19 protein-coding genes are annotated in these 23,145 nt (G+C 72.7%); 15 read left to right on the top strand and 4 right to left on the bottom strand.

From position 1 onward, the window contains the following. Positions 1-55: 55 nt before the first annotated feature. Positions 56-262 carry a hypothetical protein gene (locus OG357_RS09735; RefSeq protein WP_443066655.1) on the bottom strand — a complete coding sequence of 69 codons (207 nt, stop codon included), beginning with the start codon at positions 260-262 and terminating at the stop codon, positions 56-58. Between the two features lie 213 nt (positions 263-475). Between OG357_RS09735 and OG357_RS09730 the strand changes: the two genes are divergently transcribed. From OG357_RS09730 to OG357_RS09695, 8 genes are all read left to right on the top strand, one after another. Next, a complete protein-coding gene (locus OG357_RS09730; protein WP_329620784.1) occupies positions 476-1,432 on the top strand; it encodes a DUF3068 domain-containing protein in 957 nt (318 codons plus the stop codon). A 261-nt stretch (positions 1,433-1,693) separates the two neighbouring features. Then, positions 1,694-2,920, top strand: a complete 1,227-nt coding sequence (locus OG357_RS09725) for a glycosyltransferase family 4 protein (RefSeq protein WP_329620783.1) — start codon at positions 1,694-1,696, stop codon at positions 2,918-2,920. After that, complete coding sequence (locus OG357_RS09720) at positions 2,907-3,662, top strand: class I SAM-dependent methyltransferase (RefSeq protein WP_443066654.1); 756 nt, start codon at positions 2,907-2,909, stop codon at positions 3,660-3,662. Before OG357_RS09725 ends, OG357_RS09720 begins: the two co-directional genes overlap by 14 nt. 22 nt (positions 3,663-3,684) lie before the next feature. Continuing rightward, entirely contained in the window at positions 3,685-8,022 is a 4,338-nt protein-coding gene (locus tag OG357_RS09715) for an alpha-(1->3)-arabinofuranosyltransferase domain-containing protein (protein WP_329620782.1), read from the top strand. Next, entirely contained in the window at positions 8,019-9,536 is a 1,518-nt protein-coding gene (locus OG357_RS09710) for a condensation protein (RefSeq protein ID WP_443066653.1), read from the top strand. The genes OG357_RS09715 and OG357_RS09710 overlap by 4 nt, the downstream gene beginning before the upstream one ends. Beyond that, on the top strand, positions 9,533-10,327 hold the full coding sequence (locus OG357_RS09705) for a class I SAM-dependent methyltransferase (RefSeq protein WP_329620780.1): 795 nt from the start codon (positions 9,533-9,535) through the stop codon (positions 10,325-10,327). The genes OG357_RS09710 and OG357_RS09705 overlap by 4 nt, the downstream gene beginning before the upstream one ends. Before the next feature lie 3 nt (positions 10,328-10,330). Then, complete coding sequence (locus OG357_RS09700; protein WP_329620779.1) at positions 10,331-11,236, top strand: DMT family transporter; 906 nt, start codon at positions 10,331-10,333, stop codon at positions 11,234-11,236. Then, positions 11,233-11,424 carry a Trm112 family protein gene (locus tag OG357_RS09695; protein ID WP_443066652.1) on the top strand — a complete coding sequence of 64 codons (192 nt, stop codon included), beginning with the start codon at positions 11,233-11,235 and terminating at the stop codon, positions 11,422-11,424. Before OG357_RS09700 ends, OG357_RS09695 begins: the two co-directional genes overlap by 4 nt. An 8-nt stretch (positions 11,425-11,432) precedes the next feature. Here OG357_RS09695 and OG357_RS09690 read toward each other — a convergent pair whose 3' ends face one another. Further along, positions 11,433-12,470 (bottom strand): saccharopine dehydrogenase family protein, encoded by a 1,038-nt coding sequence (locus tag OG357_RS09690; RefSeq protein ID WP_329620778.1) that lies wholly within the window; start codon positions 12,468-12,470, stop codon positions 11,433-11,435. 103 nt (positions 12,471-12,573) lie between these two features. Here OG357_RS09690 and OG357_RS09685 point away from each other — a divergent pair, with 103 nt between their 5' ends. Further along, positions 12,574-13,563: a helix-turn-helix domain-containing protein gene (locus tag OG357_RS09685; RefSeq protein ID WP_329620777.1), complete on the top strand. Its 990-nt coding sequence runs from the start codon at positions 12,574-12,576 to the stop codon at positions 13,561-13,563. On the opposite strand, the gene OG357_RS09680 is transcribed toward OG357_RS09685, so the two are convergent. After that, positions 13,541-14,230, bottom strand: coding sequence for a TetR/AcrR family transcriptional regulator (locus tag OG357_RS09680; RefSeq protein WP_329620776.1), 690 nt, complete (start codon positions 14,228-14,230; stop codon positions 13,541-13,543). The genes OG357_RS09685 and OG357_RS09680 overlap by 23 nt on opposite strands. A 181-nt stretch (positions 14,231-14,411) precedes the next feature. Between OG357_RS09680 and OG357_RS09675 the strand changes: the two genes are divergently transcribed. The 5 genes from OG357_RS09675 (at position 14,412) to OG357_RS09655 (ending at position 21,281) form a co-directional block, all read left to right on the top strand. Beyond that, positions 14,412-15,326, top strand: a complete 915-nt coding sequence (locus OG357_RS09675) for an MBL fold metallo-hydrolase (protein WP_329620775.1) — start codon at positions 14,412-14,414, stop codon at positions 15,324-15,326. A 44-nt stretch (positions 15,327-15,370) separates the two neighbouring features. Continuing rightward, the gene (locus OG357_RS09670) at positions 15,371-15,994 is read left to right on the top strand and encodes an isochorismatase family protein (RefSeq protein WP_329620774.1); all 624 of its coding nucleotides are present in this window, start codon (positions 15,371-15,373) and stop codon (positions 15,992-15,994) included. A gap of 155 nt (positions 15,995-16,149) precedes the next feature. Continuing rightward, complete coding sequence (locus OG357_RS09665) at positions 16,150-18,735, top strand: YfhO family protein (RefSeq protein WP_329620773.1); 2,586 nt, start codon at positions 16,150-16,152, stop codon at positions 18,733-18,735. 128 nt (positions 18,736-18,863) lie between these two features. After that, a complete protein-coding gene (locus OG357_RS09660) occupies positions 18,864-19,829 on the top strand; it encodes a glycosyltransferase family 2 protein (RefSeq protein ID WP_329620772.1) in 966 nt (321 codons plus the stop codon). Between the two features lie 3 nt (positions 19,830-19,832). Then, a complete protein-coding gene (locus tag OG357_RS09655) occupies positions 19,833-21,281 on the top strand; it encodes a polysialyltransferase family glycosyltransferase (RefSeq protein ID WP_329620771.1) in 1,449 nt (482 codons plus the stop codon). Between the two features lie 9 nt (positions 21,282-21,290). Here the strand turns inward: OG357_RS09655 and OG357_RS09650 are convergent, their stop codons facing one another. Continuing rightward, positions 21,291-22,070: a VOC family protein gene (locus OG357_RS09650; protein WP_329620770.1), complete on the bottom strand. Its 780-nt coding sequence runs from the start codon at positions 22,068-22,070 to the stop codon at positions 21,291-21,293. Between the two features lie 175 nt (positions 22,071-22,245). Here OG357_RS09650 and OG357_RS09645 point away from each other — a divergent pair, with 175 nt between their 5' ends. Continuing rightward, positions 22,246-23,073: a sulfurtransferase gene (locus tag OG357_RS09645; protein ID WP_329620769.1), complete on the top strand. Its 828-nt coding sequence runs from the start codon at positions 22,246-22,248 to the stop codon at positions 23,071-23,073. Positions 23,074-23,145 lie beyond the last annotated feature (72 nt).

Here is a 23,145-nt window from a genome sequence, read left to right as displayed (position 1 = left end):
CCGCTCCTGGGTGTCCGGTCCGTACGCGCTCGGTCTGCGGGCTTCATGTCCCAACCTAGCCCGCGCCGGAGCCCGCCGTGCCGGACGTGCCGTCCGCGGGCGGTTCGGGGAACGTGACGAGCGGCACATTCGGCTGCTCGGGTGTGGCGTCGAGAGCGGTGACGATTCCGAAGGCGGCGCCGGCGGCCAGGAGGGCGGAGGCGGCGCAGGTCAGGAAGGCGGCGAGCAGTCTGGACATGAGGATGATCGGCCTCTCGGTCATCGAGGTCTGTCACCCAGCGCGCCGGCCCGGTCCGGCGCCGCCAGTATGGGAGGCGCATTGACAGGTGGTCAAGAGCCGCCTAATTTCGCCGCCACAGGACTGTTACTCCCGGGTACGCACTCTCGCCCCGGACAGGCTGCACCCCGTGTGTGCGCCTCCTTCCCGCACGGCCCACGAGCCCCCCGCACGCCGCGCCCGTATTGGAGTACCCGTATGCGTCGTTCAATATCACCTTTGTCCCTGATTCTGCTGGGTGTCGGTGTCTTCCTGCTGGTGCTCACCCAACTGCTGGTCTGGTACGTGGAGCCGCGCGCCAAGCGCACACCGACCGATGTGGATTCCACGACGGTCTTCAGCGGTCGGGGCAGCTACTTCGACACCGGGTCCGTCTCCACGGTGGACGGCCAGACGATCACGATCACCCGCCGGGTGCTGGGGGACGTCGCGGGCGGCGAGCGCAGCGGAAACGCGATCTGGGACGTTTCGACGCAGATCGACTCGCCGAAGACGCTTGCGCTGGGCGACCCGCGGAAATCCCTGCAGTGGACCACCGAGCGCTGGGTGACCGACCGCCGGACGAACCTGCCGGTGCGCTGCTGCGACGAGAAGCCCGCGTTCGAGGGCGAGGCCTACCTGAAGTTCCCGTTCGACGTCGAGAAGCGCTCCTACTCCTGGTGGGACAGCACCCTGGGCGCCACCGTGCCGCTGGAGTTCCAGGAGGTCGCCAGGGTCGGCGGGCGCGAGGGCTACCGCTTCGTCGGCAGCGTCAAGGCCACCCCGACCGGCACCCGTCTGGTGCCCGGGGTGCTGGTGGGCAGCTCGAAGCCGGGCCAGGTGGCGGCGGAGGAGTGGTACTCGAACGCGAGGATCGAGCTGACCGTGGACCAGCGCACGGGGCGGATCATGAACGCGCTGATCGCGCCGAGGAAGACGCTGCGGGCCCCGGGTTCCGAGAAGGACGCGGTCACCCTGCTGGCCAGCGAGCGGCTGGAGTTCACGGACGCGACCCGGCGCGAGCAGGTCGAGCTGGCCTCCGAGGACAGCGGCCGACTGAAGCTGCTCGGCGAGACCGCGCCCCTCGCGGGCGGCGTCGCGGGCGGTCTGCTGGCCATCGCCGGCGCCGTGCTGCTGATCCGCGGCTCCCGGCGGGGCGAGCACTCACCGGAGTGAGGAAAACGGGGTCGCCCGAAGTCCCGAAATTGTCATCGGTGTGAGTAGCCGGAACGAATGCTTGAACGAACACTGATGTTACCCCGCGGTAAGGCCAACGTTTCCGTTCGTACCGGCTGCCGCCCTCGGCAGCCCGCCCACCGCAGCGCCCGCAGTACCCCCGTACGAGCCAGCCCAGCGCTTCATCCCCGGAAGCCCGGCAGACCGACATGCGCATCCCCATGCGCATCCCACCCGCAGCCGCCGAGTTGGAGCACCTCTATGCCCCAGCGCTCGTCCGCTCTGGCCCCGGGCCAGAAGGACTCACGTTCCGTCCCCGCTCAAGCCCGCACCGGCAGCCATCTCACCGACCCGCTCGCTCTCGACCCGCACGTCGCGTCCTCCGGGGCGCCCGTGCCGCGTCGGATCACCTTCCTCGCCCGCCGCGATCTGGCCAACCAGGCCGCTGGCGGCTCAGAACTGCTCATCGACCGGATAGCCGACGGTCTGACCGCCGACGGTCATGAGGTCACGCTCGTGTGCGGCGGCCCGGCCGCCGCACGCGACTACCGGGTGGTCTCCGCGGGAGGCGACGCAAGTCACTTCCCGCGCGCCAAGGCGACCTTCGCCCGCGAGGTCGGCACCTGCGACCTGTTGGTCGAAGTGTGCAACGGCATGCCGTACCTGGCGCCGCTGTGGCACCGCGGAGCGACGTTGTGCCTGGTCAACCACGTACACACCGATCTGTGGCAGATGCGCTACCCGGGCCCGGCGGCACGCCTCGGACGCAGGCTGGAGCACTGGGCACTGACCGGGATCCACCGCGACAACCTGATGGTGGCCGTCTCCGAGTCGACCGCCTCCGAGCTGCGCGCCATCGGCGTGGCCGCGGACCGCATCCGGATCGTCAACAACGGTGTCGAGGAACCCGGCCCCCTGCTGCCGGAGGCGAAGGAACCGCTGTTCCTGGCCGTCGGACGACTGGTGGAGTACAAGCGCGTCGACCTGCTCCTCCGGCTGTGGGAGCGGGTGCGCCCCGTCACCGGCGGCCGCCTCGTCATCGTGGGTGACGGCCCCGAACGGGAGCGGCTCGAAGCGATGGCCGGCCCCTCCGTGACGTTCGCCGGCCGGGTGTCGGAAGCCGAGAAGCACCGGCTGATGTGCGAGGCGTGGCTGCTGCTGCACCCCTCCCTCGTCGAAGGCTGGGGGCTGGTCGTCACCGAGGCGGCCGCGCGGGCCACCCCCGCGATCGGATTCGACATACCCGGCCTGCGCGACTCCATCGAGGACGGGGAGACCGGGGTGCTCGCCCGGGGCGAGAGTTCGTTCGCCGCCGCGTGGTGCGCCCTGTCCCTCAGTGCCGACCGGCGCGCGGCCATGGGGCGTTCCGCCGCGCAGCGCGCCGAGCGCTTCCGCTGGAGCGCGACGGTCCGTCAGTTCCAGGCGGTCGCCGCCGAGGCCGTGGCCCGCACCGCGCCCCCGGGACGCGGGAGGAATGTCCGTGGCTGAGACCACCGAACACGGATTCAAGGATCCGTCGCTGAGGCGATCGGCCGCCCTCTTCCGGGCGTTCATGCGCGAACCCAGCGATCCCGAGCGGTGCTACACCTTGCTGGCGCGTGACTCGGTCGCACAGGTGGCACGCCATGTCGACCTGACCGACAAGATCGTCGTCGATGTCGGCGGCGGCAGCGGCCACTTCACCGAGGAGTTCCGCCGCCGTGGCGCGCAGAGCTACCTGTTCGAGCCCGACCCGCGGGAGCTGAACGCCCGCGGCCGTACCGCCGAGGACGCGGTCCTCGCCGACGGGTATCTCCTGCCGCTCGCCGACGGCGCCGCGGACGTGTGCTTCTCGTCCAACGTGCTCGAGCACGTGTCGGACCCGCAGACGTTCATCAGCGAAATGGCACGGGTCACCCGCCCCGGCGGGCTGATCTACCTGTCGTTCACCAACTGGCTCTCGCCCTGGGGCGGTCATGAGACCGCGCCGTGGCACTACCTCGGGGCCGACCGGGCCCGCGCGCGCTACGAACGGCGCACCGGCCGCGCGGCCAAGCACACGCTCGGGGAGAACCTCTTCCCCGTCCACATCGGTTCCACCCTGCGGCACGTCCGCGGTCGCGACGACGTGCAGGTCGTGACAGCGCGGTCCCGCTACTGGCCGTTCCTCGCGAGCACGATCACCCGGGTGCCGGGACTCCGCGAGATCGCCACCTGGAATCTGCTGCTGATTCTCAGGCGAAGCCCATGAGCATGCGAAGCGAGGAACGGTCATGACCACTACGGTCCAGGCGCCCACCTGGGTGCCGCAGCCCGGCCCGACGCCGTCGGCGGCGTCCGGCGAACCGCGCGGACGACGCCTGCTGTTCGGCTTCTGGGCCGTCGTCCTGGCGGCGTTCCTCGCGGTGTCACCCGGGAAGATGACGTTCGAGACCAAACTCGGCGTCGCCCTCGACCCCTGGCGTTTCCTCGGCGACCTCGGTTCGCTCTGGAACGGGAACGTCGGCCTCGGCGGCATAGCCAACCAGTACGTCGGCTACGCCTTCCCGGCACTTCCCTACTACGCGTTCATGGACCTGCTGCAGGTGCCGGTCTGGCTGGCCGAACGCCTCTGGCTCTCGGTCATCGTGACCGCCGCCTTCTGGGGCGCGCTCAGGCTCGCCGAGCGGCTGCGCGTGGGTACGCCCGCGTCCCGGGTCCTCGGCGCCGTGGTCTACGCGCTGTGGCCCACCTTCACGATCGTCATCGGATCGACTTCCGCCGCCGCGCTGCCCGGCGCCCTGCTGCCCTGGGTGCTGCTGCCGCTGACCTCCTCGGCGTCGAGCCCCCGGAAGGCCGCCGCCCGTTCGGCCCTGCTGATCCCCTTCATGGGCGGCGTGAACGCCGCCTCGACACTGGCCGCGCTGCTGCCCGTGGGCTTGTACCTCCTCAGCCGCCCGCCCGGCCGGCGCCGACGCGCGCTCCTCGGCTGGTGGATACCGGGCGTCGTCCTCGCCACCGTGTGGTGGGTGGTGCCGCTGCTCCTGCTCGGCACGTACGGCGAGAACTTCATGCCGTACGTCGAGCAGGCCGACACCACCACCGCCACCATGTCCGCGGCCGAGCTGCTGCGCGGCGCCGGCAACTGGGTGGCCTATCTGCACTTCGGCGAGGCGTGGCTGCCGGCCGGCTGGACCGTCGCGACCTCCGTCATCACCGTTCTCGGTTCGGCGTTCGCCGCGGCGCTGGGCCTCGCGGGCCTTGCCCGGCGGGACCTGCCGGAGCGCCGCTGGCTGCTCCTGACCGTGCTGGCCGTCGTCCTGATCGCGCTCGCCGGGTACGGCGGAGCCTTCGGCGGTCCGTTCCACGGTGCCGTCCAGGACTGGCTGAACGGTCCGTTGAAGCCGTTCCGCAACATCTACAAGTTCCAGCCGGGACTGGCCCTCGCGCTCGTCCTCGGACTGACCCATCTGACAGCCGTGCTGTCCGAGAACAGAGGTTCTCGCGCACTCCGCGGTCGCCGCTGGGTGCCCGCGACCGCGGCGGTGCTGGTACTGCCCGGTCTGCTGCTCCCGTACGTCAACGGCTCGATCCTCCAGCCCGGGGCGTTCACCAAGCTGCCCACCCACTGGGAGAAGGCCGCCGGCTGGCTCAAGGACCACGCCCGGCACAGCCGGGCCCTGGTCGTCCCGGCGACGGCGCACGGCATCTACACCTGGGGTTCCCCCATCGACCAGCCGTTCGACGTGCTGGCCGAAACCCCCTGGGCGCAGCGGGACTTCGTCCCCTTCGGCACTCCCGGAGCACGCCGCATGACGGACGCCGTCGAGCAGGCGCTGCTGTCCGGCGCCGAGGTTCCGGGCCTTCGCGCGTACCTCGCCCGGGCCGGCATGCACGAGGTCGTCGTCCGCAACGACCTCGACCCCGACCAGATCGGCTACGTCCCGCCGCAGACGGTGAAACGGACCCTGGAAGCGTCCGGCTACCGCAAGGTCACCGGGTTCGGCCCGCTGGTGACCGGTGGACGCATCGCCGCCGACACCCCGCTCCAGGTGCAGGGGCTCTATCCGCGGCTCCAGGCCGTGGAGATCTACCAGCCGCAGGACAGCGACGGGAAGCCCGGCCGGGTCGGTGTCTCGGCCGTGGCCGACACGGCCGTGGTCAGTGGCGGACCGGAGGCGCTGCTCCAGCTGTCCGCCGATCCCTCGATGGCCGGGCGGCCGGCCGTACTGGCCGGGGACACGCTTCCCAAGGGCGTCGTCGCACCGGTGAAGGCGGTCGCGGACGGGCTGCGCCGAGCCGACACCCGGTTCGGCCTGGTCAACAACAACACCTCGTACACCTACACCGCGGACGAGCGCAATCACTCCGGCAGCCTGCAGAACCCGGGTGAGAAGCCCAAGCAGATCCTGCCGTCGGAGGGCACCGAGCACCAGACGACGGCGGTGCTGCGCGGCGCCGCGTCCGTGACGGCTTCCAGCAGTGGCAACTGGCTGTTCCACCTGCCGCAGTACGACCCGGTGAACGCCTTCGACGGCAACCCGGACACCGCGTGGGCCGAGGGCAGCCCCGGCGAGCCGGTCGGACAGTGGCTCCGAGTGGACTTCTCCCAGCCGACCGACATCCCGGCCTCCCTCCAGCTGACGCCCCTGCCGGGCGACGCCATGCGCGCGGCGCCCACACAGGTGCGGATCGAGACCGACCGAGGTTCGGCCGACAGCCCTTTGAAGACGAACGGCCTGCCGCAGACCGTCAAGGCTCCCGTCGGCGAGGCCTCCTGGATGAAGATCACCGTCCTTGCCGCGCAACAGGCGCGCCCGGGCCTCTCCGGTGCCGGATTCTCCGAGGTGTCGGTTCCGGACGTGCAGGTGACGCGCATGCTGGTGCTGCCCGCCGACGCGGCGCGCACCGACGCGGCGGCGACCGTGTACTCCCTGCACCGCGGTACCGACGCGGGCGGCTTGTCGCCCGCGTCGGCCGAGGTGGGACTGCACCGGCGGTTCAGCACCGAGGAATCGGGCGAGTACCAGGTGTCGGCGCGAGCCGTCGCCGTACCCGGGGGCGCCCTGGACGAACTGCTCGACCGTTCGGCCTCCGGACCGAAGAACCGGCTGACGGCCGCCGTGGACTCCACCAGCCGCAACGGCACGTCGCTCGGCGCCCGCAACCTGGTCGACGGCGATCTGACGACCGCCTGGATCGCGGGTGACCGGCCGGTCGTCCACCTGAGCTGGCCCGGCATGAAGAAGATCGACGAGATCATCCTCGCGCCGGCGGGCGGGGTGTCCACCCGGCCGGAGCAGGTGATGATCAGCTCCCCGCACGGCGCCGCGGTGGCCGACGTGGACGAGAACGGGCGGGTCCGCTTCCCGGAGATCGAGACGAACCGGCTCGACATCACCATCACCCGGGTCGCGCCGCTCACCGTCCACAACCCGGTGGCGGACGCGCAGTTGCAGCTGCCCGTCGGGCTGAGCGAGGTGCACGTCCCCGCACTGGCCGATCTGCTGGTGCCGCGACCGAAGGCGTCCGCGCGCTTCTCGCTGCCGTGCGGTGAGGGCCCGGACCTCGCCGTGGGCGGTGTCCTGCACAAGACGAAGGCCTCCGGACTCGTCCGGGACCTCACCGAGCGGCGTCCCGTCACCGTCACCCTCTGCGCGGGCGAGGAGAAGGACGGCACCCTGGAGCTCCCGTCCGGCGATCACGAGGTGGAGGCGGCCGACGCGGGCCCGCTGGCGATCACCGACGTCACGCTGACCCGCGGCACCCCGCGGGCCCTGGAGGGAGCGGCGGGTCGTGAGGCCACCGTCACCAGGTGGACCGACGACAGCCGGACCGTCTCGGTGTCGGCGGGCGACGGCGAGGCCGCCTACCTGCGGACCTACGAGAACGCCAACGACGGCTGGAAAGCGACCCTGGACGGCACGGAGCTGGAGGCGGTGCGCCTCGACGGCTGGCAGCAGGCCTGGGTGATCCCGGCCGGGGCGTCCGGCACGGTGACCATGGAGTTCGAGCCCTCCGGGACGTACCGGACAGCCCTGATCGGCGGTGCGCTCGCGCTCGTCGCACTGGCCGCCCTGGCCTTCGCCGGCCGCCGGCGCGACGACGACGGCACCGACGAGCAGCTGCCCGAACCGGCGGCCCCGGGGATGCTGCTCGGAACGCTCGCGCTGACCGCGGTCGTCGCGGTGGTGGCGGGGCCGCTGGCCCTGGTCGTGCCCGTACTCGCCGTGGCGGCGCGGTTCCGGCCGGGCGTGCTGGTGCCGACAGCGGCGGCGGCGATGGCCGGCGCCGGGCTTGTCACGGCCCTGGGCGCCGGGGATCCGGTCGCCGACGGGACCGGCGCGTTCAGCGGTTTGGCGCAGGTGCTCACGCTGGTGGCCCTGTCCGCCGCGCTGGTGACGGCGGTGAGGCCGACGTCCGCGGCCGCCGAGCGCGGTGATGACGCCGGGCACGGAGGAGACGCCGGGCACGGAGGAGACGCCGGGTGGGAGGACGGCGACGGGCACGACGACGACGGTTCCGGCGCGCCGGAAGCAGGACCGGTGGTCACGGCCAGGCCGCGAAGCACCGGCGACGGGCGCCGGCCCGAGCCGCCCCTCTGGCGGCCGGAAGGCGGTGGCCCCTCGTGACCGCGCCGTGGACCGCCGCCGGGAGGGGTACCGCCACCCCTCCCGGCAGGGTTCGGATTCCCTTTCCGACCGTCGACGAGGTGTCGCGGCACTGCCTCAGTGACGACGAGCCGGAGAGCGTGCACATCGAGGTCCATCTGCCCGGAAGGCCGGACCCGGTACGGCTGCGGGCCGCGTTCCAGCGGGCGCTGCTGACACACCCCAGGGTGCTGGCCCGGGAAGTGCCCGACCGTGGGCACCGGCGGTCCTTCGCGTGGGAACTGACCGGTCGGCCGGACAGCGATCCGGTGAGTTTCGCGGGGCGGGGCCCTGACGCCCTGGCCCGGGCCCGGACCCGGGCCCTGACGGAATGCCCGCCGCTCACCCTGGCGCCGCCGATGCGCCTGGAAGTCGTCCAGGTGGAAGAGAGCGCGACCGTATTGCTGCTGACGATGCATCACACGGCCCTCGACGCAGGGTCGGGGCTGCGGGTGCTCGCCACGACCGCCGAACAGTACGGCGGCACGGCAGCCCTCCCGGTTCCCGGGCGGGTCCGGCCCGGGCGCTCGGGTTCGGCTCCGAGCGGGGCCCGCGCCACCGGCCGCACCGTACGGGAGCGGCCCGTACGGGTCGCGCCGGACTCCCGCCCCGGGCCGGCACGCGCCCGTGCCGTGGGCAACGGCATGGTGCAGGTGGACCTGCCCGTTCCGCGGCGCGCAGGGCGGAACGGACGTCTTCCGCCCTGGACCGTCAACGACCAACTGCTTGTCGCCACGTCACTGATGGTGGGTCGCTGGAACGTCTCGCAAGGCCGGTCGGCCGGTCCGGTACGGCTCACGATGCCCGTGGACGACCGTCCGCGCGGCACGGAGATGCCGATGGGCAACGGAACCCGGCTCGTCGAGGTGGCCATGACCTCCGAGGACCCTCTCGACACGGAGCTGCTGCTCGGTGCGTGGCCGGACCCGGAGGCCGTGGCCCGGCTGCTGCGCACCACCGCCCGGCGCACCCGCGCGCTGAAGTCGGCCCAAGGCGCCCCCATGGGCGCCGGGGCGAGTCTGCTGACCGCACCGCTGCTGCCGGTCGGTGTCCGGGGCGTGCTCACCCGTGGTGCACGGCGGGCGGCTGCCTCCTGGACGTCGACGGCTCTGGTCACCAACATCGGACGTGTGCCGTACGCGCTGGACTTCGGCGACGCGGGCCGGGCGACGGCCGTGTGGTTCTCCGCACCGGCGCGGATGCCGCGCGGGCTGAGCGTGGCGGCGGCTTCCACCGGCGGGCGACTGCATGTGACGTTGCGCTGGTCGCGGGCGCTGCTCGGCGACGCGGCAGGTGCGGAACTGGCGGGCCTGTTCGCGGAGTCGCTGTCGACGACGTCTCTCACCCAGGCCGAGGATGCCCAGGCCTCGGACGCTCCGGCCGGGGAAGCCGAGGAGGACGCCACGGCCGGGCCGTCCCACCCCGGCACACCGCATCCGGACACGACGCCGGCCGGATCCCGCTTCCCCCAGGACAACCACAAGAGGCCGTCATGACCAGTTCAGCCACCGGCTCGGCAGCAACCGGCAAGCCGCCCGAGACGGCGGCGACTTCGTCGGGCCCGCGCACCCCCGGGCTGCGGGACTTCTACGAGAACCCCACCGTTCCCGTCGCCTCCGGGGAAGCCCGGACACTGCGGCAGGCCCGGATGCTGGCCGACGCGCTCGGCCCCGTGGGGCCCGGCCGCCCGGCCGCGACCGTGCTCGACGTGGGCTGCGGGGACGGCTCGGCGGGCGCGATCGCGGCCCGCGTACTCGACGGGCACCGCATCGTGGGAATCGACTGGTCGCAGGACGCCCTGCGCCGGGCGGCCCCGCGCCTCAGCCAGGTCGTCCGCGGCGAGCTGACCGGCAGCGGGCTGCCGTTCGCCTCCGGCAGTGCCGACGCCGTGCTGTTCAGCGAGGTCGTCGAGCACCTTGTCGACCCCGACAGTGCCCTCGACGAACTGCGGAGGGTCCTGCGGCCCGGCGGGCATCTCATGCTCTCCACTCCGAACCTCGGTGCCTGGTACAACCGCGCGCTGCTGCTCGCCGGAGTCCAGCCGGTGTTCTCCGAGGTGAGCCTGCGTCGTATCCACGGCAGGCCGGGCAGCGAGGTCGTGGGCCATCTGCGGCTGTACACGGCCCGCGCGTTGCGCGAGTTCGTGGCGGCGTCCGGGTTCGAGGTGGTGAAGGTCGCCGGTGCGCCGTTCCACGGAGTCCCGCGCCCGCTCCGCCCGCTGGACCGGCTGGCCTGCGGGGCGCCGTCGCTCGCGTCCATCCTCCTCGTGCACGCGAGAAGGGAGTAGCCCGTGGTGTGGGGTGTGGCCGCCGCGCTGGTGGCGAACGTCCTGTACAGCACCGGCTTCGTCCTGGAGAAGCGGGCGCTGGCCGGCATGCCGCCGTTGAGCGCCGCACAGCCGGGACGGGCCCTCCTGCTGCTGGCCGGCCGGCCCTTGTGGATCTGCGGGGCGGTGGCGCTGGCCCTGGGGTTCGCCGCGCAGCTGGCCGTGTACCGCACCCTGCCGATCGCCGCTGCCCAGGGTCTGTTCCTGTCCGGTCTCGTCCTCCTGCTCGTGCTCTCGTCGGTGGTGCTCGGCGAGCGGCCCTCCGGCCGCGAGCGGCGTGCGGTGGCCGTCATCGGTCTGGCCCTTGTGATGGTGGTGGCCTCGCTCTACGAGACCAGCGAGGAGATCAGCCGTACCGCTCCCACCGGAATCCTGCTGGCCCTGTGCCTGCCGACCCTCGCGGCCGGTCTCGTGCTCTACGCGGCCGCGGAGCGGCGTGCCCGCCGACGGCATCGGCAGCCGACCACCGGAGTGGCCTACGCGGTCGCCGTCGGTCTGATCTACGGCGTCAGCTCGCTCGCGATCAAGGGCGTCTCCGGGCACCTGGACACCGAGGACCTCATGGGCTCCGTGCCCGCCGTGCTGGCCTCCCCGTACCCGTACCTCCTGCTGCTGACAGGCGTCAGCGGACTGGTGCTGTCGCAGACCGCCCTGCAGCGCTGCCGGGCGTCCCTGATCGTCCCGGTGTGCTCGACGGTGAGCTGCGTGTTCTCCATCGTGAGCGGCACGATCGCGTTCGACGAGCCGCTCCCCGACGACCCGTTGCGGCTGTTACTGCGTCTCGGCGGCACCGTACTGGCGCTGACGGTCCTGCTCACCCTGCCGCGACACGAGACGAACACCCCCACACCCGAAGGAACCCGGTCATGAAGCCCGACAGCCCGCTGCTGAAGATTCTCGCCTGCCCGCTCGACAAGGGGCCGCTGATCCTGGACGAGCTCCGGGGCGCTCTCTACAACCCGCGCCTGCGCCGGCGCTATCCGATCGTCGACGGCGTCCCGCAACTGCTTCCCTCCTCGGGTGAGCCCGCCGTCGCCGACGAACCCGCCGCCCGCTGACGAGCTCCTCACCCACGCGGTCCGACGGACAGCGACGTCCGCTCGGACAGCGCGCGGAGGAAGTCCGGTGCGTCGAAGATCGCACCGGCGGAGGCGACGCCGACCGTCCTGACCTGCCCCGTGAGGACGCGGTGGACCGCTTCCACCGCGAGCGGCGCGCTGAAGGCGTAGATGTCCTGGCCGCTCGCCGTGGCACGCCGTTCCTCGTCGCCGGAGCGCACGACGACGTCGACGACGAAGGTCTGGTCCGAGCGACCGCTTTCGTCGACCGCGGTCGGCGCCGGCGTCTCCGGCGCCACCACGTCCCTGGCCGCCTCCACCGTCATGTAGGTGCGCACCTCGGGGATGGCCAGGTGGCTCGGGACGGTGACGACGTCGGCCATCGTGAACTCGCCGATGACGGACCGGACGCCGGTCGGGTCGGGGAAGGACCACTTCGTCGTCGGCGGAGCGTCGTCGCGGTACTGCATCCGGCCCTCGCTGAACACGACGCGCCGGCCCTCCCTGCGCTCCCGGGAGACGGTGCCCGCGCTCCGGGTTCCGGCGGTGGGGTGCCAGCTGCTCAGCGCGTACGCGACATGGGCCTCGTCGGCCGAGGTCCAGTCGCCCATCGCCGCGGTGACCAGCAGGTCGCCGAGGCCGCCGAAGAAGGCCATCGCCGGGATCACGACCGTTCCTGCGTCGGCGGCGCGGTCCGCGAACCGCTCGAAGGTGTCGGCGTTGGCCTCCAGCTCGGCGGCCACGTCCACGTACGGGATCCCGGCGCGCAGCGCCGCCTCGATCACCGGGGCGGCCGTCGAGGCGAAGGGTCCGGCGACGTTGATCACGGCGGCCACGCCGGCCAGGGCGCGGTCCAGCGAGGCCGCGTCGTCGACCGTGGCCGGCCGGACGGCGAGCCCCGGGTGGGACGCGCCGAGCGCCTCCAGCTTGTCCGTGTCGCGTCCGGTCAGGACCGGCGCGAAGCCCCGGTTCAGCAGCTCCGCCACCACGAACCGCCCGGTGTGCCCGTAAGCACCGAACACCGCTACCGCCTGACCTGCAGTCATCGACTTCTCCTGTCGCTCCGAGTTGTTCAACTATGAACATCTTGCGGGGTGGTGATCGAGCGACGTGAGTGTCTGGAACGACGTGGTGCGTACAATTTCGGACATGAAGACAGTCGCGTTGGCCGTCACCGACGGAATGCTGCACTTCGAACTCTCCGTGGCGTACGAGGTTTTCGGCGCCGACCTGACCCACCTGGTCGACCCCTGGTACGAGTTCGCCGTCCACGGGCCCGGCGCCGTGCGGGTCGGCAGGTTCCACCTGGAGCCCGACCACGGGCTCGACCGGCTCCCGTACGCCGACACGGTGATCGTCCCCGGCTGGGCCGACGTCGACGTGGACCCGCCCGCCGAGCTGGTCGACGCCGTGCGCGCGGCCCACGAGGCGGGCGCGCGGGTGGTCTCCCTGTGCACGGGCGCGTTCGTCCTGGCCGCCGCAGGGCTCCTCGACGGGCGGCGCGCGACCACGCACTGGGCGCACACGCGGGTCCTGGCCGACCGCTACCCCGGGGTCGAGGTCGATCCGGACGTGCTCTACGTGGACAACGGCAGCGTGCTCACCTCCGCCGGCAAGGCCGCAGCGATGGACCTGTGCCTGCATCTGGTCCGCCTCGACCACGGTCCGGCGATCGCCAACACGGTCGCCCGCCGCCTGGTGGTGCCCCCGCACCGGGCCGGTGGCCAGGCCCAGTTCGTCACCGCCCCGGTACCCGCCCAGGACGACCACCCGCTCACCGGCCTGCTCCCCTGGATCGTCGAACGCCTCGACCGGCCGCTGACCGTGGAGGACCTGGCCCGTCAGGCGCGGATGAGCTCGCGCCACCTGGGCCGCCATTTCAGGGCGGCGACCGGCACGACCCCGCTCCAGTGGCTGCTGACGCAACGCATCCGCCGCGCCCAGGAGTTGCTGGAAGCCACCGACGACAGCGTCGAGGCCATCGCGACGGCGACCGGCATGGGCACCGCCACGACGCTGCGCCGGCACTTCCATCGCACGGTCGGCGTGCCCCCGGACGCGTACCGCCGCACCTTCCGCTCGCGGTCCCGCCCCGAAGGGCCCGGCCGCGAAGCCGTTACGCCTCCGGGGGCGCGGTAGGCGGGCGGAGCGAGCGAGTCAGGTGGTCGAGGGCGGCGCCGCTGACGGGTGACGTGCCCGTGAGGGTGCCGACCAACGCCTGGGCGAGGACCGTCGCCGTGCCGATCCTGGAGTCCTCGCGCTCGTCCCCGGTGGCCTTGCCGATGACGGCGTCGCGCACCGCGTAGGAGATCTCGTCGCCCGCGAACAGTTCGGGGAACGACAGCGCCATCATGCACACGCCCACGTTGGCGGAGAGGATCGACTGCCCGGCCAGCTCGGGGGTCATGCGCAGCCGCCCGGCGTCCCGGCAGCGCTCCACGGCCGTCAGGAGGATGGCCTGCGCCTCCTTGATCGCCTGCGGCTTGGCGTCGCCCGTCGGCGTGAACATCAAGCGGTACAGGTACGGGTTGCGCAGCGCGAACGCGACGTGGCTGTCCCAGGCCGTCCGCAGGTCCGCCACGGGATCGCCGGTGAGCGGATTGCGCCTCTTGGCCGCGAGGAACCGCTCGAAGCCGATGTCGGCGACCGCGGTGAGCAGCCCCTGCTTGTCGCCGAACTGGCGATAGATCTCGGGCATGCCGACCTTCGCCCGGTCGCAGATGGCCCGGGTCGAGATCGCCAGGGCGTCCTTGGTGGCGAGCAGTTCCTCGGTGGCTTCCAGGATGCGCTCTCGTGCCGTCGACATGGCTCCCACGATAACAGCGCTAACAAGACGGTGTTATCGATGATTACGTGATGTGTTAGCGTGATGAACGTCCCCGGGGGGTGGCCGCCTCCGAGACGTCCTCCGAGACGTCCTCCGAGACGTCCTCCGATCCGTCCTCCGGGACGTCGCTCGTTCGCAACGAGAGAGCTGGTAATCCCCGATGAACCGTTCGACTGTCCTCCGTGTCGCCACCGGCGCCGTCGCAGCCACCACGGGCGTGGCCCTCCTCGCCGCCTGTGGCGGCAAGGACACCGCCGACGGCGCGAAGGCATCGGCCACGCCCGAGGGCGACAAGCCCGCGTTCACCGCCACGCACGTCGGCGGGCCGACCACGATCCTGGAGATCGCCGGCCTGCGCATCCTGCTCGACCCGACCTTCGACGCGCCGAAGAAGTACAAGAGCGGCCTGGAGAAGATCCAGGCCCCGGCGGTCGACGCCGGCGCGGTCGGCGAGATCGACGCCGTCCTGCTCTCGCACGACCAGCACGACGACAACCTCGACGACAAGGGCCGCGAGCTGCTCAAGACCGTGCCCGTCGTCCTCTCCACGCCCGGCGCGCGGCAGCGCCTCGGCGACCACGTCACGGGCATGAAGGCCTGGGCCACCCACGAGCTGAAGACCTCCGGCGGCAGCGTCACCGTCACCGCGGTGCCCGCCCTGCACGGGCCGGACGGAGTGGACCGCGGGGCGGACGGCGAGGTCACCGGCTTCGTCCTCAGCGGCGACGGCGTCCCCACCACCTACATCTCCGGCGACAACGCCTCGGTCAAGGTCGCGAAGCAGGTAGGGGACCGCGTCAGGAAGGAGATCGGCCCCATCGACACGGCCGTCCTCTTCGCCGGCGCCGCCCGCACCCCCGCGATCCTCGACAACGCGCCGCTGACCCTCACCTCGAAGAACGCGGCCCTGGTGGCGAAGGACCTCGACCCCCGCAAGGTCGTCCCGGTCCACACCGACAGCTGGAACATCTACTCCGAAGACCTGAAGTCCCTGGTGACGGCGTTCAAGGAGCAGGGCATCGACGGGAAGCTCGTCGACCTCGCGCCCGACGGCGCCAAGAAGGACCTCTCCTAGGCGCGCGACGCCCCCCGCCCCGTAACGCATCGAAAGGAACCACCATGACCGCGTCCACCACCCTGCGCGATGTGATCGGCCTGCCCCAGGAGCTCCCGCGCCTGGGCGAGTCCACCCTGATCATGATCGACTTCCAGAACACCTACCGCACCGGCGTCATGCGGCTCGACGGGGCCGAGGAGGCCGTGGCCGCCGGCGCGCGCCTGCTCGCGGCCGCCCGTGCCGCCGGCGCGCCCGTCGTGCACGTCGTGAACGACGGCGGCGAGGGCACTCCGTACGACATCCGGGCCGAGATCGGCTCGATCAGTGCCGAAGTCGCCCCGATCGCGGGCGAGAAGGTCGTCGTCAAGCAGGTCCCGAACGCCTTCCACGGCACGGACCTGGAGGAGACCCTCAAGGGCCTCGCCGGCGGCGCCGGCGGCGACCTCGTCATCGCCGGGTTCATGACGCACATGTGCGTCCTCTTCACCGCGCAGGGCGCCTTCAACCTCGGCTACCGCCCGAGCGTGGTCGCCGAGGCCACCGCCACCCGCCCCCTGGCGGCGCCGGACGGCACGGGCACGGTCGTCGCGTCGGACGCGCTCCAGGTCGCGAGCCTGACGACGGTCTCCGATCTGTTCGGCACCGTCGCCCGCACGGTCGACGAGCTCGTGGCCTCGAACGGCTGAGCCACCCACCCTCACGGCACCGGGTGTTCACCCGGGGTGTACCGGAACACCGCCTGATGATCGGTTACGGGTCGCCCGCCTCGGCGGTAATGGCGGTCGGCCCGTGACGACTCCACCTCCGGGCGTTCCCGCTCCGTGCGCCCCCTGGAGGACGTGTGCCCCCCGCCGCCGAGACCGTGCTCGACGAGGTCGACGGCGAGGAGGGGGGCGGCGGGACCCGGCGCCGGTCGGGTCTGCGGTCGGTTCTCCGGCTGCGGGGCCCGCTCGCCCCGGCCGCCGCCGCCCCGCTCGCCGCCTCCCTGCTCTCCGCCGCGCTGTTCTGCCTCGCGACCGCGCTGTCCCGTACGTACCCCTTCGGGCCCGTGACCAGGAACGTCGTCGATCTCGGCCAGCAGTACCTGCCGTACCACGCCTACTGGCGCGCCCTCCTCCTCGGCGAGACGCACGGCGACGCCTTCCTCAACTGGAACTCCGGCTTCGGCTCCCCGTTCCTCGGCGACATCGGCACCTACCTGAGCAGCCCCTTCGACCTGCTCGTCGTCCTCTTCCCGGCGGACCGGATCGAGCTCGCCCTCTACGTCGTCACGGCCGTCAAGATCAGCGCCGCGGGAGGCGCGGCGGCGCTGCTGCTCCTGCGGCTGCGCCCCGGTCCCTGGCCGGTCGCCGCCGCGCTCGGCACCGCGTACGCGCTCTGCGGCTGGACCCTCAACCTCGGCGCCACCGTCCCGATGTGGCTCGACGGGCTCGTCGCCTTCCCGCTGCTCTGCCTGGTCGGCGAGTGGGCCCGCACCGGCCGCCGTCCCGTCCTCGGCCCCGTCGTCGTCGCCCTGGCCTGGATCGCCAACTTCTACACCGCCTACATGGCCACCCTCGGCGCGGCCGTCTTCCTCGCCGTCCGGCTCCTCACCGCCGAGGAGAGCGCGACCGCCCGGCAGCGGATCGCCGGCGCGCTCCGCGCCGCCCGCGGCGTGCTCATCGGCATCGGGCTCGCCGCGCCGCTCGTCGTGATCGTCTTCCTCGCCACCAAGGTCGCCGACCCGACCCCCGTGACCACCTTCGCGCCCGTCCCCTGGACGGACGTCCTCGCCCGGTTCCTGCCCGGCACGGCGAGCGTCACGAGCCCCGCCCTCTTCATCGGTACGCCCGCCCTCGCGCTCGCCCTGACGCTGCCGTTCAACGGGGCCGTCGCCCCGCGCGTCCGGGCCGGCTGGACGGCGGCGGTCGTCCTGGTGACACTCTCCCTCCAGTGGGACCCCACCCATCTGCTCTGGCACGCGGGGGCCTCGCCCAACGGCGCTCCGTACCGTCAGACCTTCGTCCTGTGCGGGCTGTTGCTCATCGCCGCCTGGTTCTCCGTCGCCCAGGGCGTGCCCCGGCCGAGTGCGCTCCTCGCGGGCGGCGCGCTGCTCGCCGCCCTGGCCTGGGCGGCCCGGGGGAGCGTCGAGATCGACGCATGGACCTTCCCCGCCTTCCTCGCCGCCGCGGCCGTGGCACTCGTGGCGGCCCTCCTGGCCTGGCAGGGCACCCGACCGAACCCGGCCGGCGCCCTGTCCGCCCGCGTCCTGCCCGTCCTCGCCCTGGCCCTCTTCGTCGGCGCCCAGGCGGGCGAGACGGCCGTCGCCGGCAAGCGGATCGAGGAGCAGCAGCGGAGCGAGGTCGCCTGGTCGCCCCGGATCGGCCCCTGGCACACCGCCGCCGCCCGCGAGGCGGCCCGCGTCGACGCCTGGCCCCGCTACCGCACGGACCCCGGCGAGGTGCCCGGCGGCAACGACGTCCTGATCGTCGGCGGCCAGGGCGCCGAGGTCTACAGCAGCCTCACCGCCGAGGTGACGTCCTCCACCCTCTCCGCGCTGGGCTTCGGCTCGTATGCCAAGGGCCGGCACCCGGTCACCCTCGACAACCCCGTGACCGACGCCCTGTTCTCCATCGGTGCCCGGATCCGTTCGGAGCCCACGGAGCCGGTACGTCAGGACGCCCTGCCCCGGGCCACGGTCACCGTCACCACGACCCCCGTGCCGCCCCTGGTGACCGTCCGTCCGCGCGCGGCACGTGCCCCGCGCCCGGGGGACTCCGCCTTCGTCCGACAGGAACTCCTCCTCGGCTCCTCGGTGTACGAGCTGCCGCGGGACACGCGCCGCACCGGACGCACCCTCACCGCCCGCTGCCCGGCGGGCTCCGACGTCTGGTTCTGGGCGCCCGAGTACAAGGGCTCGGCGGCCTTGGCGGGGGAGGGCGCCGTCGAGTTCGAGGGCAAGCCGCCCGCCGTACGCGCCCCCATGCGGGCCCTCGGGACCGTGCCCGCCTCCGGTGAGGTGCGGATCGACCTGCTGCCCAAGGCCGGGATCCGGCTGCCCGGACAACCCGTCGGCTGCCTCGACCGGGCGCGGCTCGACGCCGCCGTACGACAGCTCACCGCCACCGGCGCCACCCGCGTCAGCGCCGGGGGCCACAGCGTCTCGGCCGAACTGCCCCCGGGCAGCACGGGCGTCGCCGTGCTCGCCGTACCGCGCGTCTCCGGCTGGCGCTGCGCCGCCGGCGCCGCGGAAGCCGCTCCGGCCCGCGCCTACCAGGGCCTCGTCGCCGTCCCCCTCGACGGGCGGGCGACCACGGTCGGCTGCTCCTTCCGGCCACCTGGTCTCCGTCTCGGCGGCGCCGTCGGAGGGGGCGCGCTCCTCGCCCTGGCCGCGACGGCGCTCCTGCACCGCCGGTCGCAGCGCAGGACCCTCCGCGCCCGGACCTGACGGGTTTCCCTCAGGGAAGACAAGAGTTCACCCGGAGTGCACCCGTGGATCGTTCGGGCGGAAATGTGGACGGCTACTGTGCCCGCCGTACCGGCGTTTAATTGTTCGATTCAGTGTGGGGATTCCGAGTGCCAAAGCTGTCCGTCGTCGTCCCGTTCCACAATGTCGGGCCCTATGCGCCCGACACCCTGCGCAGTCTCGCGAACAACGCGAACCCGGAATTCGAGTTCCTGCTGATCGACGACTGCTCGACGGACGACACCCCGGAAATCCTCGACCGCTGGCGCGACCGCCTGCCGAACGCCACCGTCATCCGGCACGAGACGAATCTCGGCGTAGCCCAGGCACGAAACACCGGAATCGACGCGGCGAAGGGCGACTACCTCACCTTCCTGGACGGCGACGACTGGTACGCGCCCGGCCACCTGAGCGCCGCCGTGGCCGGAATCTCCGCCCTGGACTGCGATTTCGCCCGTACCGACCACGTCCTCGCGGAAGGCCGGAAGCGACAGATCAAGTACGCCCCCGCCAAGGTCCGCGACGCGGTGATGGACCCCAGGGACGGCATCTCGCCCGCCAGCATGGTGACGATGGTCGACTATCCCTTCGTCCCCTTCGGCATTTACAGCGGACGGCTCTTCGAGAACGGTGCCTCGCGTTTCGAGACCTCACTGAAAACAGCCGAGGACCGCCTCTGGATCTGGCGCCTCCACCTCAAGGCCCGGACGTTCGCGGCGCTTTCCCTGCACGGTGTCTTCTACCGCCGGGGCGTCACCACCTCGCTCACCCAGATCACCGACAACCGGCAGCTGGACTTCATCACCTCGTACGACCTCCTGCTCGACGACGTCTCCCGGGACGCCGAGGCGGACCGCTTCCTGCCGAAGGCCGTCCGCACCTACTGCGCGATGATCGCCTTTCACATGGGCAAGGTCGGGAAGTACGAGCCCGAGGTCGCCGCACGGCTGCGCACCGACGTCGGCGATGCCCTGCGCCGCATGCCGCAGCAGGTCCTCGACGAGACCCTCACCACCATGGACACCCCGCGCAGTACCCTCCTCCGGAGCCTGCGCGAAACCGGAAGGACCGCCTGACCCATGGCTCACGACACGCACTCCGCCATGGCCTCCGGCACGGCCCACGACCCCCGCCCGGTGCAGATCTTCCAGGTGTCCACCCTCTACGGCGCGGCCACCCTCGCGGCCGCGCTGGACGCCGGACAGTTCGGCCCCCGCGAGGACGCCCGCCGGCTCCTGCTGATCTCGCACAACGCCGAGATCCCGGAGACGGCGCTGCGCCTGGAGACGATGACCGGCTACGAGCGGATCGCCGCCCGCTTCGACGGCACCCTCGACTGGAACGAGACGATCCACCCGTACCACCCCGCCGCCTGGGCGCCCCGACCCGAGGAGTCCCCGCTCTGGCAGCGCGTGCTGCGGAGCGCCTGGGACCTCGGCACCGCCCGGGTCGAGCTGATCGTCGAATCCATCCAGGTCAACCCGGCCAAGGCCCTCGCCGCCGCATTCCCCGAGAGCTCGGTCGACGTCTACGCGGACGGCCTGATGAGCTACGGCCCGACGCGCTCCGACCTCGCCCAGTCGATCGCCATCCGCATCCGCCGGGTCCTCCACCTCGACCTGGTGCCGGGACTGCGGCCCCTGCTCTTGAGCGAGTACGGGGTCGAGCCCGAGCTCGTCCCCGACAGCGCCTTCCGCGCGGTGCTCGCCGAGATCGCCGAAGCCTCCCGTGCCGACGAGCGTGCCGACGAGCGGACGGACGAGCGGGCGGACGCGGACGGGGGTTCGCCGATCGCGCGGGCCGTGGCCGCCGAGCCGACGGCCCTCCTGCTCGGCCAGTACCTCGCCGCCCTCAACCTCCTCACCGCCGAGGAGGAAGAGGAGCTGCACGTCCGGATGCTGCGCGGAGCGGCCGCGGCCGGTCACACCTCGGTGGTCTTCAAGCCGCACCCGACCGCACCCGTCCGCTACTCCCAGGCCCTCGACGAGGAGGCGGCGGAGCTCGGCGTACGGCTGACGGTCCTCGACGGTCCGCTGCTCGCCGAGACCTTCTACGAGCGGTGCAGGCCGCGGCTCGTCGTCGGCTGCTTCTCCACGGCGATGCTCACCGCCGCCGTCTACTACGGCATCCCGATCGCCCGCGTGGGCACGGTCGAGGTCCTCGAACGGCTCACCCCCTTCGAGAACAGCAACCGGATCCCGCTCACCGTCGTCGACCACCTGGTCGCGGACCTGGAAGAGGGAGAGGAGCCCGCGGTCCCCGGAGTGGCCCCGGACTCTCTCGCACCCCTGGTACGGGCCGTCGGCTACTGCATGCGGCACAAGAGCCACCCGGGGCTCCGCGAGGAGGCCACCCGCTTCCTGGCCGAGCACCACGCGGAGCCGGGCATCGCGCACCACTTCACGGGGCTGCGGCTGACCCAGCTCGGCCTGCCGGGCGCGGCGGAGGCCGCCCTCCCGGAGCCGGCCGTCGCCGCCACCGGCACGTCGCGGTTCCGCCGCGGCCTCGCCAGGGCCCGCAAGGCCTGATCCGTCCGATCAGGACCCGTGGTCGACGGACCTGACGAGCGTGAACACCGCGCCCTCCGGGTCCGTCACCAGGGCCTGCCGCCCCGCCGTGCCGTTCCTCGGCGGCCTCAGCACATGCCCGCCGAGCTCCGCGACGAGCCGGGCGGCGCCGTCCGTGTCCTCGACCTCGAAGTACGTCATCCAGTGCGCGCCCCGGTCCCTGGGCAGCGCGTTCCCGACGCCGTGCAGGGAGGCCACCGGGCGTCCGTCCAGGTGGAGCGTGGCGAAGTCGAAGTCGGCGGAGACGACCGGCTCCACCTCGTAGCCGAAGATCGACCGGTAGAACTTGCCGACCGAGGACGTCTCGTACGTGAGGAGCTCGTTCCACACCGGGGTCCCCGGCGGCCCCGCGGTCGCCGTGCCGTGGTGCGCCTCCGCCTGCCAGACGCCGAAGACCGCGCCGACGGGGTCGGAGCAGATCGCCAGACGGCCGGCCTCGCCCGCGTCCAGCGGGCCGACCGCGACCGTGCCGCCGCAGCAGCGGATCGTCTCGGCGGTCTCGTCGGCGTCGTCGGTCGCCAGATAGGTGGTCCAGGCGATGGGCAGGTGCCGGTCGGGCGGCAGCTGGCCGATGCCCGCCACCTCCTTGCCGTCCAGCAGTGCCCGGACGTACGGGCCGAGGTGCTGCGGGCCGGGCACGAACTCCCAGCCGAAGAGCGCGTTGTAGAACTCCTGCGTCCCGTCAAGCCCGTGCACCATCAGGCTCACCCAGCAGGGCGTGCCGGGGGTGCGCCGAGTCGCCTCGGTCATCGTCACTCTCTCCTCGGACCATCGTCGTGGCCGTGCCGCGTGGCCTTGTGGCCGATGGTCGCACCGACGGGCGGGCGGCGCGTCCCGGCCGCACCGCCATTCGGGGGGCGCGTTGGCGCGCGATGACGCCGGGGTGTCCCTCCGCGGCCATGCCGGCTGCGCGAGGATGGCACCCATGAAGCCCATCATCTCCGCAAGCGAACTTCTGAGCGAGTCGGCCGGAGCGCGGCCGCCGGTCCTCCTGGACGTCCGCTGGACGCTCGGCGGCCCGCCCGGACGGCCCGCGTACGACGCTGGTCACCTCCCCGGCGCGGTCTACGTCGACCTGGACACGGAACTCGCCGGACCGCCCGGGAGTGGCGGGCGGCACCCGCTGCCCGACGTGGCGGCCTTCGGGGCCGCGATGCGCCGAGCGGGTGTCTCGGCGGGACGGCCCGTCGTCGTCTACGACGGCGGTCTCGGCTGGGGCGCGGCCCGCGCCTGGTGGCTGCTCCGCTGGTCGGGGCACCCGGACGTGCGGGTCCTGGACGGCGGCCTCGCGGCCTGGACGGGGGAGCTCTCCGAGAAGACCCCCGAGCCGGAGCCGGGGGACTTCCGGCCCGAGCCGGGCGCGCTCGGACTGCTCGACGCCGACGCGGCGGCGGAGCTGGCCCGCGCAGGGCTGCTCCTGGACGCCCGGGCGGCGGAGCGCTACCGGGGCGACGTGGAGCCGATCGACCGGGTCGGCGGGCACATCCCGGGCGCGGTCTCGGCCCCGACGACGGAGAACGTGGACGCGGACGGCCGGTTCCTGGGTGCCGACGCCCTGCGGGACCGTTTCACCGCCCTGGGCGCGACCGAGGGCACCCCGGTCGCGGTCTACTGCGGCTCCGGTGTCTCCGGTGCCCATGAGGTCCTGGCCCTGGAGATCGCGGGCATCCCCGCGGCGCTCTACGCCGGCTCCTGGTCGGAGTGGTCGGGGGACCCCGCCCGTCCGGTGGCCACCGGACCGGACCCGCAGTAACACCGGGCCGCGCCCCACGAGGACCGCGCGCCCCACGAGCACCGGGCCGCGCTCCACGCGGAAGCCCCACGC

The organism is Streptomyces sp. NBC_01255 (assembly GCF_036226445.1).
Classification (GTDB): domain Bacteria; phylum Actinomycetota; class Actinomycetes; order Streptomycetales; family Streptomycetaceae; genus Streptomyces.
The sequence above is the reverse complement of the archived record's forward strand: the minus strand, read 5'-3'. Positions and strand labels throughout refer to the sequence as shown.

What these genes read in the sequence shown, in the direction of transcription:
- OG357_RS09730 (WP_329620784.1), top strand. Translation starts at nt 476, where the DNA reads ATGCGTCGTTCAATATCACCTTTGTCCCTGATTCTGCTGGGTGTCGGT.
- OG357_RS09655 (WP_329620771.1), top strand. Translation starts at nt 19,833, where the DNA reads ATGGCTCACGACACGCACTCCGCCATGGCCTCCGGCACGGCCCACGAC.
- OG357_RS09670 (WP_329620774.1), top strand. Translation starts at nt 15,371, where the DNA reads ATGACCGCGTCCACCACCCTGCGCGATGTGATCGGCCTGCCCCAGGAG.
- OG357_RS09690 (WP_329620778.1), bottom strand. Translation starts at nt 12,470, where the DNA reads ATGACTGCAGGTCAGGCGGTAGCGGTGTTCGGTGCTTACGGGCACACC.
- OG357_RS09705 (WP_329620780.1), top strand. Translation starts at nt 9,533, where the DNA reads ATGACCAGTTCAGCCACCGGCTCGGCAGCAACCGGCAAGCCGCCCGAG.
- OG357_RS09715 (WP_329620782.1), top strand. Translation starts at nt 3,685, where the DNA reads ATGACCACTACGGTCCAGGCGCCCACCTGGGTGCCGCAGCCCGGCCCG.
- OG357_RS09675 (WP_329620775.1), top strand. Translation starts at nt 14,412, where the DNA reads ATGAACCGTTCGACTGTCCTCCGTGTCGCCACCGGCGCCGTCGCAGCC.
- OG357_RS09735 (WP_443066655.1), bottom strand. Translation starts at nt 262, where the DNA reads ATGACCGAGAGGCCGATCATCCTCATGTCCAGACTGCTCGCCGCCTTC.
- OG357_RS09695 (WP_443066652.1), top strand. Translation starts at nt 11,233, where the DNA reads ATGAAGCCCGACAGCCCGCTGCTGAAGATTCTCGCCTGCCCGCTCGAC.
- OG357_RS09645 (WP_329620769.1), top strand. Translation starts at nt 22,246, where the DNA reads ATGAAGCCCATCATCTCCGCAAGCGAACTTCTGAGCGAGTCGGCCGGA.
- OG357_RS09725 (WP_329620783.1), top strand. Translation starts at nt 1,694, where the DNA reads ATGCCCCAGCGCTCGTCCGCTCTGGCCCCGGGCCAGAAGGACTCACGT.
- OG357_RS09720 (WP_443066654.1), top strand. Translation starts at nt 2,907, where the DNA reads ATGTCCGTGGCTGAGACCACCGAACACGGATTCAAGGATCCGTCGCTG.
- OG357_RS09685 (WP_329620777.1), top strand. Translation starts at nt 12,574, where the DNA reads ATGAAGACAGTCGCGTTGGCCGTCACCGACGGAATGCTGCACTTCGAA.
- OG357_RS09650 (WP_329620770.1), bottom strand. Translation starts at nt 22,070, where the DNA reads ATGACCGAGGCGACTCGGCGCACCCCCGGCACGCCCTGCTGGGTGAGC.
- OG357_RS09680 (WP_329620776.1), bottom strand. Translation starts at nt 14,230, where the DNA reads ATGTCGACGGCACGAGAGCGCATCCTGGAAGCCACCGAGGAACTGCTC.